Origin of the sequence: Gelidibacter gilvus (genome assembly GCF_004115975.1) — a bacterium.
GTDB classification, from domain to species: domain Bacteria; phylum Bacteroidota; class Bacteroidia; order Flavobacteriales; family Flavobacteriaceae; genus Gelidibacter; species Gelidibacter gilvus.
Map to the genome: position 1 here is coordinate 1 of NZ_SDDZ01000017.1, position 11,830 is coordinate 11,830.

The following is an 11,830-nucleotide window of genomic DNA, read 5'->3' on the forward strand; positions in this document are numbered from 1 at the left end:
CGCAGCTATGACTTAAGGTGGTTATAGCGACGGGGCTCACCTCTTACCATTCCGAACAGAGAAGTTAAGCCCGTTTGCGCCGATGGTACTGCATCTCGTGGGAGAGTAGGTCGTCGCCTTTTTTAGAGAGTCCCCAACAGAAATGTTGGGGACTTTTTTTGTTTATATAGGTCAAGGTTCCCTGGCTTAACTTCTTAGAAATAGCTTAATTTTACTCCGTTAGACATTCAAATATTGGGCAATTTTTGTATTTTCAATTGCTCTGACCAAATAGCTTAAAATGGAGACAAATAAAGATATTGAATTAGCTTGGAATTTTGTGAACACTACCAATCAAAGCGTTTTCCTAACGGGTAAGGCTGGTACTGGAAAGACTACATTTTTACATAATTTAAAGCATAACTCATTAAAGCGTATTGTTGTGGTCGCACCAACTGGTGTTGCTGCAATTAATGCCAAAGGCGTGACGATCCATTCTTTTTTTCAACTTCCGTTTGGGCCTATCTTGCCCGATTCTGATTTCCATAATTCCTCTGGTTTCAATAGAAAATTCAGTAAAACCAAAATTGATATTATTAAGTCCATGGATCTACTGATTATCGACGAGATAAGTATGGTTCGCGCTGATGTATTGGACGGTATTGATAAAACCTTAAAACGCTTTAGAGATAGAAATAAAGTCTTTGGAGGGGTTCAGGTTTTGATGATTGGAGATTTGCAGCAACTATCGCCAGTAATTAGAGAAAACGAATGGCAACTCTTAAAAACATATTACCAAACCGGCTATTTCTTTAGTAGTCATGCGTATCAAAATTGCCATGCCATAACCATTGAGCTTAGGCATATCTACAGACAGGAAAATCCTAAGTTTATTGAAATTCTAAATGAAATCAGAAACAACACCTTGTCACAAGCTTCAGCGGATGAGTTGAACAAACGCTATATTAAGGACTTTAAACCTGATCCTAAGGAAGGTTATATCGCACTGACCACTCATAACAATAGAGCAGAAATGGTCAATGCCACGGAATTGGAAGCTTTAACCACAAAAGAATATACGTATAAGGCGAAAGTGTCTGGGAAATTTCCGGATTATGCCTTCCCAAATAAAGAAGAACTCCAATTAAAAGTCGGTGCACAAGTAATGTTTATTAAGAATGACAGCTCACCTGAAAAACGCTATTTTAATGGTAAGATTGGTAAGGTCATTTTTTTGGATAAAGATGAAGTGGTTGTCAAATGCCCTGATGATGATTATAATATCAATACAACTCGGGAAGAATGGGAAAACATCAATTACTCAGTAAATGCTGAAACCAAAGCGATAACGGAAGATAAAATCGGGTCTTTTACTCAGATTCCGTTGCGCTTGGCTTGGGCCATTACTATACATAAAAGCCAAGGTCTGACCTTCGAAAAAGCCATTGTGGATGCGCAAGGTGCTTTTGCACATGGACAAACCTATGTGGCATTAAGCAGATGTAAATCTTTGGAAGGTCTTGTGTTAAAAAGTAAAATTGATTCAAGCCAAATTATTAATGACCATCAGGTCAGCTCATTTACCAAATCAACATCTGAGAATCAACCTGACGAGGAAGCTTTAGAATTGGCTAAAAATGCATTTCAACTTGAATCCATTCATGAGATATTTAATTTTTATGAATTCTTATATCCTATTAATCGGTTGTTAGATATATTTTATAAAAATAGGGGCAGTATCCAAGGAAATGTGGAATCACCATTAACCATGATGAAGGATGGAATTACCAATTTCTTAAAGCTGAGTAATAGTTTCAATAACCAATTGAAACAAATTTTGGATGATGAGAGTTTACCTGAAACCAATAGTTCGATTCAAGAGCGATTTAAAAAGGCAATTGACTATTTCAAAACCGAAACTGAAAAATGTATTGTAGATGCCTTAAAAGCCTTCAATTATTCTACAGATAATAAGGCAATTGAAAATGATTTAATTAAAAGTCTAGATGTCATTGAAGAACTTTTGGCCGCTAAACTCTCCTATTTCAATGGATTGGCCGAAGGATTTTCTACTCAGAAATTTCTGGAATTAAGAGCCAAATCGGTATTCCTAACCAAAGATAAACCTAAAAAGTCAAGAGCTTCAGTTATTGATGGGACGGTCAATATCGAATTATTTGAGCTGTTACGTGAATTGCGGAATGAAATTGCGAATGAAAATGACTTGATCCACTATCAGGTTTTTACTCAAAAAGCTCTTTATGAGATCTGTGAAGTGCTACCGGTAACTAAAAAACAGCTTTTGGAAATAGTTGATATGGGAAAAGTGCGGGTTGAGAAATATGGGGATCAAATTTTGGAGGTCATCAAAGCTTACTGTGACGAAAATGATATTGAAACCGATGATACCCCTCCTGTTAAAGTTAAGCCCGCAACAAGGGAAAAGGTCGGCGTGGGCGAATCGGCTGAAATATCATTCGCATTATTTCAAGCAGGAAAATCGATTTTTGAAATTGCCAAAGAACGGGAATTGACTACAGGCACCATCTTTGGTCATTTATCTAAATTTTTGGATTCAGGAGAAGTGAAATTGACCGATTTAATTTCAGAAGAACATTTTAAAGAGTTGACAGAACTCATCCCAAAGCATAAATTCGAGAATCTATCTGATTTGAAACGTCAGCTTAATGATAAATACAGTTATAATGATATTCGTTTAGTGCTAAATTTTATTTCTGAATAAAAACAAAAGTTTCGAAAATATTCGAAACTCTTGTTAGTTTATTATATGTCCATAAGAAGTATAGCAAAGCATTTTCTTGTTTTAAAAGTTTATTTGTGATAATATATTCTGGGCTACTTTATTGCCGGCAATCCTTGCTTTGTCACAAGATGCTTGATAATGAATACCTCCAAAAACTCGGCTATCTGCCATTTCCTTAGACATCTCTGCAAAGGAATTATAAGATCTTGCAGGCAAATCCAAATACTCGTAGGTGTTAAGTGTGAATTGAAAATTATCTCCAAATACGCTGGTGAGCGCCCCTGCAAACGCTGCACTTACATAAGCGTGCGCTGCGGGGAATTCGGGATGGCCAGGTGTATTAAATAAAGCGTTCCAAGAAGTGTGCCCCATCACATCACGAATATAGGTAATGGGTCGTACAACTTTGTAGGCATACTTATCCGTAAAACACATCTCACCTGCGTCATATTGAGTTATTCCACATTTAACATAAGCAATAGCAGCCTGATCCAGTTTAGGGTTTGCGGTACTTAATACCTGCGACAAAATCGCAATAAAATGGCCTCCCCCAGGATACCCGGGAACATCTCTATGATAAAGAGCCATGGCTTTTTGATCAGGTGTAAGTACTTGCGATATGTCGTATACCTCTTTTACCATATTATAAAAAGCCGATTCAGGTTCAGAAGAATATGGAGATGGTGGATCCAAAGCTACCCCGATGCTTACACCTGGCGTAAGCAACCTATGCTGGGAAGCGTAAGGATTTGCAGGCTTTGGAAAATTTGGGGGAGTGCTAACCCAAGTTCCGACCTCGCCAGTTGGGACGTATGGAGGGTTGGTATTAGCAAATCCATCTGTAGCTGCCCACTCATATACTTTTAATGCTATTTCTTTTCCGAAACCAATAGAACGTTCTAAAATATCGGCATCAACTTCTTGTGAATAGATTGAATTCATGGAATTTTCCAGACTATCAATTCTTGATTTATTAGCATCGGAAGTAAGCGAGAATAATTTTCTGTTCATTTCAGCTAAAGTGGCATTCGCTACTGCTGGCCAATAATATATTTTGTCTGGTTCTAGCTTAGGCATTGTAGGAAAATCGGTCAATTGACCCTGCATTGATACATGCGAGGGCATGGCTTGAACTAAAGATTCATATAAGGCTATTCCACAATAAGCCTGTGCTCTTCCAGAAGCTTGTGAGCCTGTACCTTCTGCCAATGGTATTCGCAACATGTTAAGTTGAATGTCAAGCCATTTAATGACCATATCGGATGAATGAGCATTAACATTGTTTGGAATGGCCTCTGGAATTTCAGATCCACTATCACATGAGCCAAATGTAAATAGATATACGAAGGACAGAAATAAAAAAGAGAGTTTACGAAGTATCATAGCTTTTAAGATTTAAATTGTTTATTAACAGTATGATACAAATGTATATGAAAGTCTACTTCAGCAATTATCTGTAAAGGCGTAAGATTTATCCTTGAAGTCAAATTTATTAATCAGGCCTATTTTTCAATTGTTTTCTATAATCTGAAGGTGTTTTTTTAAACTTAACTTTAAAGATGCGATTAAAATGAGTGACACTTTTAAAGCCACTTTCGAAGGCGATATCATTGATTGGTTTATTTAAATTGTGTAACATTTGGCAGGCTAACTCTAAGCGTTTTTGAATTAACCATTTCCCCGGACTTGTATTAAATAGTTTAAAGAAAGTGGTTTTGAAGGTTGTTAGACTGCGAGCAGTGAGTTTAGAAAAATCGGATAAGGAAAGATTAAACATATAATTAGATTCCATGATATCGATAAAAGCAGACTTGTCGTCATTGACTACATTATCGAGATACGATAATAACCTGGAATTTGCTTTATCGAAAAAGATACTAAATAATAGCTCACGAAGTTTCAGCTCCAAAACACTTTCTTGAGGCGGTGGATGCTTTATAAAATAGGGTAATAGGCCATTAAAATAAGCGTGAGTGATTTCATTTGTACCGATAGTAAAAAGTAACTCCTTTTTTGACTCTGCTACAATAGGTTGTGGCTTCAGTCTGTCACGGAATTCATTGATGAAACTACTGATATAGCGGTCATGAACGGCAAAAACGACTACCTGCCAATCTTCTTTATGGAACTTACCTTGCTGAAAAGCTCCCTTCCTTAAAAAAATCAATGAGCCTTTTTTAACATCTATACGTTTCTCAGGTCTAACTAATCTTCTTTCTCCTTCAACGGTATAGATTATATGATTCAAACTAGTCATTAAATTAGCCCAAGTCTCCATTTGAGGACAATTATAGTTAATCAGTAGGTTGTCGTTTACCCGTAAAGTTTTAAAATACTCGGGGTCTTCCTGAAAGGCTTCATAAACATTCAACATAACTGTGGTACTTTATTGATTTCCAAAACTATAGTAATTAAAGTTACTCATTATATTCAGTAATACGGCTATGAGACTTTTATTTCTGATGAAAATAACCAATGGAGCGGAAGTAAAAATATAATGCATGCCACTAAAAGTCTGAAAGCATTGACAACGCCCCACTAAACTTTTTATCCGAAAAAAAAGACCCAACCTAAGTTGAGTCTTTTAAAAGTATGGATGTATTTTTAATCTATTTCTTGACCATCAATTTTTTAGTCGTTGCGCCATATTGAGATTGAATTTTTATATAATAAATTCCATCAGATAGATTGCCTACATCAAATGTATTGTTTTTCAAGACGGGTGTGCTAATCTTTTGACCTGTAACGTAAAATAATTCGATAGCATATACGATGGTTCCAAATTGGGATGTGATATTAACCTGGTTATTGGCAGGGTTCGGAAATAGCCAAATGCTATGTTCTAAATCACTCGGATTGATGCTTAATGTGGAAGCATCCGCAAAGGCCCATATAGAAAAAGCATCTATATTGGTTACAGCATGGAGGAAGGTTTCTGGAGTGCCACCTTCATTAGTAAACGTTACACCATTGTCAGTACTTCTATAGGCCGCAAGTTTTGATCGTTCCAATCCGTTTAAATCAACATCCGAAATATAAAAATGTGTCTCGATATTTAAACCTGAGTTAACAGTTGGGTTAATTTCGTAATACCGTTTAACCGTAGCGTTTCCGTTAATGTCAAGAGCGCCGTAGCGTCTGTAAATCTCCGTACTTCCCATGGATGCACTTCCATTATAGGTCACCACTCCTATAAGTCCAAAATCATTGGTAATGCCGGCGGTATGGTTTCTTGTGGTTTTAATGTAAGTGCCGTCTGCTCCGGTTATTGGATTCGTATTTGATTCGCCAACAATCTCTGCGGTTGGCCCAAGGGTTACATGACTGGCCGTGGTTAGATTAAAACTTGAAGTGTCATTAAAAAAAAGTTCCCTGTTAAGGGTTACTTGACCTTTTAGCGCAACAGGGGATGTGCCATAAAGCTCTAAATAATCAATGGTATTTGGGTGGCTTAACTCAATATCGTGAGGGTTGCCATCCAAACCTTTCATTTGGAGCGTTCCGCCATTCAATACGGTAGCGCTTTCGTTTACAAAGTCGCCATCTACAACGGTAATGACACTATTTTCATTATGGAGAGCTCCTCCCGAGGAAATATATAGTCCATTTTGGCATAGTGAGATTTGGCATATTGCCAACGTTGCTAATAAGTATAAAGTTTTCATAATGCTTTGTTTTAATAGTTTAGATCATCTACCAGAAAACCGCGAATGTTCATATTAATAAAGTTAATTGATGAGGAGCTTTCGTGGATTACAGTTAAATATTGCCCGGGATTTAAAACAAATAAGGGAGCACTATCTCCCACAATGGGCATAGTTACATTGGTTTCAACAAAAATGACCATGGAAGTTGAAATTATGGGGCTACCATTTAAACTTGACGAAACTCCAATCGAGAACTGGAAATTAGCATCCTTTGAAAGTCCATTTGGGCGCGGATAAATACCTGTAACAACCAAAAGTTTGCCACTAGGGGGCGTTTTGTAGTTAACAACACTCGTCCATGAACTGAATGATAAAGATTCTCTTTCATTTTTTCCAATCCCAGAAGAATATCCATATACTGGAACTGGATTTGTAGGTAGTGATGCTGTAGGTTTTGCCGAAAAAGAATTCCATTGCGTACCGTTATGTCCTTCAAAAGAACCTTCTGAGTCATTATAACGCATGGTGCCTTTAGTTGGTGTTGTAGCATCATCGGTCAACTTGATTTTACCATTAACGTCAAGTGCCTGTTCTGGGCTGGAGTTGTTTACGCCAACTTGGGCGTTCATGGATATCATAATTATAAATCCGAAAAATGTTGTTAATAGTGTTTTCATAATATTATTTGTTTTAATTAGTTATTTTTTACAATCAATTTTTTGGTCACCACTCCTTTTTCTGATGCAATAGTAGAAGATACTGTAGAAGAGCCACTATAAAATTTACCAGCTTCATCACCATTAGCACCGCCTACGGAAAACGCCACTGACTTTAATGTTATTAGTATAGGAAGTGAAATAAAACAGGCTTGCAATAATTAGCTTAACCTTTGTTTTCATGTGTATTGGTTTTTAAGATTATTTTTTTTTTAAAATTACTTATTGTCTGTAAGTAGGGATTGCACTATTGTAACAAAGTGTGCAACAGATGTAACATGGAGATATTAGTTGCTATGTGTCAGACGATTGAGAATCTGTAAATTATATCTTAGTATGAGGAGTCTAAAGCTCAATAAATTGTAGGATAATGTGGCAATAGAAGTTATTATATTACAATCGGTAATTTTAAACGTGTATTTGATATGTTTAAAATTGTTTTTTAGACCATTAATAATTAAAGAAATTAATCAAAAAAAAAGACCCAACCTAAGTTGAGTCTTTCGTATCTAAATTTAAAAATATTATTCTTTAATAAGGTTTCTGGAAATCACAATTTTCTGAATCTCGGAAGTCCCTTCATAAATCTGAGTAATCTTCGCATCACGCATAAGAAACGAGTTTATGATTAGGGCTCCATTATTTTTTATAAAAGTATACTCATATGCTCAGTTATATAGGCAAATTAGCGAGTGATCGTTCAATTCTAAAGAGTATAAATAAAACTATAAAACCATACAGACCCCATGAATTAATTTATGGGGTCTATTTTTATTCTTCTGGATATGATAATAATCTTGCACATCGTTGATTGTGGAATACTTATTTGCCCTATGAAAAATTAGGAAACAATGCGTAATTTAAAGCAATCACACAAAATACAATACATGCTACAAATGCAATTTTTTGAATGACTAAAAATCGTTCTTTCTTTATTAGTTTTATAACCAGGATAACGCTTATTAATACTATTAACGGAACTAGCCATAAGATATAATTGGCGGACTTTATCAAACCCACAACTATCAAGACTGGCTTCTCTTCTATCGTTTGTAATATTATTAATGTTAATCCACTAAGGGTGGCTAAAATTAAAAATGAATTTACGGTCACCCAATTGCCGACGTTAGAGCTTCTCTTTCGAACTATTTTTATGAGTCCAATTACAAAGCTGACGAGGCTTATTAGAATGACCAATGAGAGTGCGATAATTAAAAACCAGTTTAACGTAAATAAATGCGTCAGTAATTTTTCAATTTTTAAGTTTTTGTAATATCCAGCCACAAAATCGATGGTGTTGTCCCCCAATTCCTCTTCGCAAGTGTTTTCGGGTTTTTGATTATTTAAAAATGCCAATCCGATATCTGCCCCACAGGGTTGCATAACAACGCCATGACCGATTTTCGGAATATTATAATAATAGTGGTTTTTAAAATTGGGTCGTATCTTTTCACTCCACGATGGAGGCGTTATCGGATCATAACTCCCAGCCAAAATAAGTGATGGGATGTCTGTTTGAATTGCTAAAATTGCGGAGCTATCTTGTACTATCCGCTGATCAGTATAATAGAAATCGCTATAGTTTTCTTCGAGTACAAACTCGGCATCTTCAGAGATAACAGTTTCTAAAAGCGTCTTGGATGTATCGCGGATCAATTTTGCATCGTAGGTATAAATAATGGGAGATACTAATGCACCTGAAGTATCTGCACTCATAGTTTTTGCAAATGCGTAATATTTTAGAATGGCACTTTGGTCTTTGTTAATCATACTCTCAATAACCAAAGGAATATAGGGATAGAGATCTCTTCTATATAACATCACAAATAATATTTCATTCGCTCGAAATTTTCCAAAATGAATGTTGTCACCCTTTGCCGTGGTCATTTCTAAAGGATGTTCATCTAAGCTTTGGAGAAAAGTTTTATAGCGTGACTTCAAATTGGGATATTTAGCGTTACAATCAGGGTCTTGGGCGCAGTCCGTCAGAATATGGTTGAGACTGTTACTGAAATTTGGAGATAACTCGGGGTGGAGTGGATAAGCGACTGGAACATTTGAATCTAAAATCGCCGAACGTATGTTGACACTTGAGTTTTCTGCAAGGCGGATAAAATTTTGAACGACTAAAGTTCCGTTTGAAATCCCTAAAAGATTATAACTTTCATAACTCAAATTTTCTGCCAATAGAAGACCGTCTTTAGCGTTGGTGTCTGTGCCAAACATATTGATATCAATATTATTTTCTTCCAGCGCATCTAAAGTTTTGTTGATTTTACGAGTCATATATTTTTCTGCCTCCTGTGAGTTGTATGGTATTTCCCCTTCCTCATAATCTGATGTAATTTTGCTCAAATCGGGTTCTGAATAGCCCAGGCCTCTATAATCATATAAGATCATGTCTCGGTCTTCAGTCAATTTATGATTTGTCCATGACCGCATTCTTTCGATGGAAGCAGCTCCCCAACCTCCAATGAATTGAAGGATTGGGTCTGGCTTATTGTTACCATTTCTTGCTTTAATAATGATGAAGGCAATTTGGTAGGTTTTATTAGTTGGATTAGAATAATTTTCCGGCACCGTGATATATCCAAATTCAATCTTGGGGCCGTTATCCAACAGGGTGCAATCCTTTAAAAAGCAATCTGATTTGGTTATTTTGCCGATGTCCTGTGCTGTTGCATAGTGTATTGAAATAATGCCAATTGTTAATAGAGTGATTAATTTTTTCATGATCTTTAATTTAAGACATTAGAAATTGTTGGTGGAAAATACCATCAATGGCCTATTTATAGATTTTTACTTTTATTGATTACTGAATATTTTTAGTGTATTACTTTTAATTCCATGTTGGTACTATAGCTCCCCACCATAAAAAATAGCAAGTAGCCAAAAAGTGCAAACAGATTAAAGTTGCAGAATACCAATAGGTTAGTTTTTTAATTTTCGCTTTGCGCACTTTAAAAAGGTAATACACCGACCATATTGATACCAAGGCAAAACCAATCAATGATATTAAAACCGTAATTGAAGGTAAGGTTACATTACCAAAAACCTCAGAAAAATTTGAATACTCTGAAAAGATTGTAATATAGGCTACCACCACAAATGCACTAGAAATAAGTGGCCATAATCGAATCCAAATATTTTCGCCTCCAGTCAACTTACCCATCCAGAGACGAATTGACCAAACTGTCCCAAAAAGAATGGCTGTTATAATTCCTAACAGCCACAAGACTAAAATAATGAGTTGACCAAAAACTATGAGTGCTGAAACAGGTTTTAAGACTTGGACACCCTCTTGATAAACTTCTCCCGCAAGTGGGTCTTGCGCCCTCACCATGGATATTTTACCTGTTTCTGGCGATACAAATTGATTTTCGTTGATCTGAATATAGGCTCTTAAGTCCTCTCCATCAAAAGCATTATTGATAATCAGTGTATCTTTTTTATAGGTCATTTTTTGTGCATTAGAAAGACGTTCCAAAAAATAAAATAGCTGGCTTCTTGGATTTATATTTATATAGTATCCTGTCACATCTGCTTCATTGTTTGCTGTTAGGTTTGGGCCTTTCGAACTTTCGTCTATAATGTCTTTCAATTGGAAAGCCCGTATGAGGTTGATGATACGTTGCATTGCTTGTCTATCACTTGAATTGGTCATGACTGCATAGCCAAGGTTATATTCCGGTAAGTAAGATAAATCGGCCAGAGCGCCCATAACGCTGCCCGCGTGTTTCCTGTAAACCACGTTTTTGTATGGTGAAGAAGAGTTAGACAATCCGTAGCCAACTTCTAATCCAGCTTGGGCGCCAATAGTTGTAGAGGGTGTTTCCATGCGTTGCAGTGAGGCTTCGCTAATAAGCTGCACACTGTCAATTTTTCCTCTATTTATAAAGAACGACACCATATTGGCCATGTCTGTTGGCTTAGTATTGATCGTACCCGAAGGTCTCATTAATACATTCCAGATATTTGCCTGTTTTCCATCTATATAAAGTTTTGCGCCATGTTGTTTGTATGCTTCCGAATCAGTAAAATAAGTCATACTCTCCATACCCATCGGGTCAAAAAAGGTCTCTCGAATATAATCTTCAAAAGTTTTACCAGTAATTTTCTCTACGATGTATGCCGCAACGCCTGGTCCTGAATTGGAATAGGCAAAGCGTGTGCCCGGTACCCAACGAGAAATGCGAGAATGGGGATGAAAATCGATGGCTTCTTTGAGGCTTAACTTCAAGCCATCTGTAGCTATTTCAACATCATGGTAGTCATCCCAACCTGTGGTGTGTTCCAGCAAGTGTTCTACCAAAATGGGGGAAGTCTCTTGCCATGCATTCTCAAACTCAACTTCTGGTACGAGGTCTCTAACTTTGTCTTTTAGGCTTAGCAAGCCTTCTTCCTGTAGCTTAAGTATAGCAAGCGAAACAAACATTTTAGAAACTGAACCGATGCGGAACATCGTCTTTTCATCTGCATCTATGTCATTCTCAATATCTGCTGTGCCCAAGGATTTTGTCCAAACTACCCCGTTTTCATTTACCAATGTCAGTCCTACAGCAGGTGTGTTTGTTTCTCTCAAAACTGCTTCTATGGCACTTTGTAATTCAGGTATTGAGGTCGGGATTATGGATTCTTTTTCTTGACTAAAAAAAGGACTTGCCTGTAAGAAAATAAAAAGAAGGAAGTAAACTCGAAATGTATAATGATTTAGTTTCATAAGA

The 11,830-nt window shown here is 36.6% G+C and carries 8 protein-coding genes, 1 rRNA gene and 1 pseudogene; 2 read left to right on the forward strand and 8 right to left on the reverse strand.

Annotated features, from left to right (window positions below; genetic code table 11):
• Positions 1-13: 13 nt before the first annotated feature.
• Positions 14-122 (forward strand): 5S ribosomal RNA (gene rrf, locus ESZ48_RS17405).
• Between the two features lie 158 nt (positions 123-280).
• Positions 281-2,722, forward strand: coding sequence for a helix-turn-helix domain-containing protein (locus ESZ48_RS17410; RefSeq protein ID WP_129018783.1), 2,442 nt, complete (start codon positions 281-283; stop codon positions 2,720-2,722).
• A gap of 81 nt (positions 2,723-2,803) precedes the next feature.
• On the opposite strand, the gene ESZ48_RS17415 is transcribed toward ESZ48_RS17410, so the two are convergent.
• From ESZ48_RS17415 to ESZ48_RS17445, 8 genes and pseudogenes are all read right to left on the reverse strand, one after another.
• Complete coding sequence (locus tag ESZ48_RS17415) at positions 2,804-4,126, reverse strand: vanadium-dependent haloperoxidase (RefSeq protein ID WP_129018784.1); 1,323 nt, start codon at positions 4,124-4,126, stop codon at positions 2,804-2,806.
• Positions 4,127-4,235: 109 nt separating this feature from the next.
• Entirely contained in the window at positions 4,236-5,117 is an 882-nt protein-coding gene (locus tag ESZ48_RS17420) for a helix-turn-helix domain-containing protein (RefSeq protein WP_129018785.1), read from the reverse strand.
• 235 nt (positions 5,118-5,352) lie between these two features.
• A complete protein-coding gene (locus ESZ48_RS17425) occupies positions 5,353-6,408 on the reverse strand; it encodes a T9SS type A sorting domain-containing protein (protein ID WP_129018786.1) in 1,056 nt (351 codons plus the stop codon).
• A gap of 11 nt (positions 6,409-6,419) precedes the next feature.
• A complete protein-coding gene (locus ESZ48_RS17430) occupies positions 6,420-7,067 on the reverse strand; it encodes a hypothetical protein (protein WP_129018787.1) in 648 nt (215 codons plus the stop codon).
• Between the two features lie 17 nt (positions 7,068-7,084).
• Positions 7,085-7,216, reverse strand: coding sequence for a hypothetical protein (locus ESZ48_RS19695; protein WP_262707999.1), 132 nt, complete (start codon positions 7,214-7,216; stop codon positions 7,085-7,087).
• A 414-nt stretch (positions 7,217-7,630) separates the two neighbouring features.
• Positions 7,631-7,720: pseudogene (locus tag ESZ48_RS17435) on the reverse strand (acyl-CoA dehydrogenase family protein); the annotation flags it as partial.
• Between the two features lie 217 nt (positions 7,721-7,937).
• Positions 7,938-9,839 carry an alpha/beta hydrolase gene (locus ESZ48_RS17440; protein WP_129018788.1) on the reverse strand — a complete coding sequence of 634 codons (1,902 nt, stop codon included), beginning with the start codon at positions 9,837-9,839 and terminating at the stop codon, positions 7,938-7,940.
• A 106-nt stretch (positions 9,840-9,945) separates the two neighbouring features.
• Complete coding sequence (locus ESZ48_RS17445) at positions 9,946-11,826, reverse strand: serine hydrolase domain-containing protein (protein WP_129018789.1); 1,881 nt, start codon at positions 11,824-11,826, stop codon at positions 9,946-9,948.
• Positions 11,827-11,830: the final 4 nt, after the last annotated feature.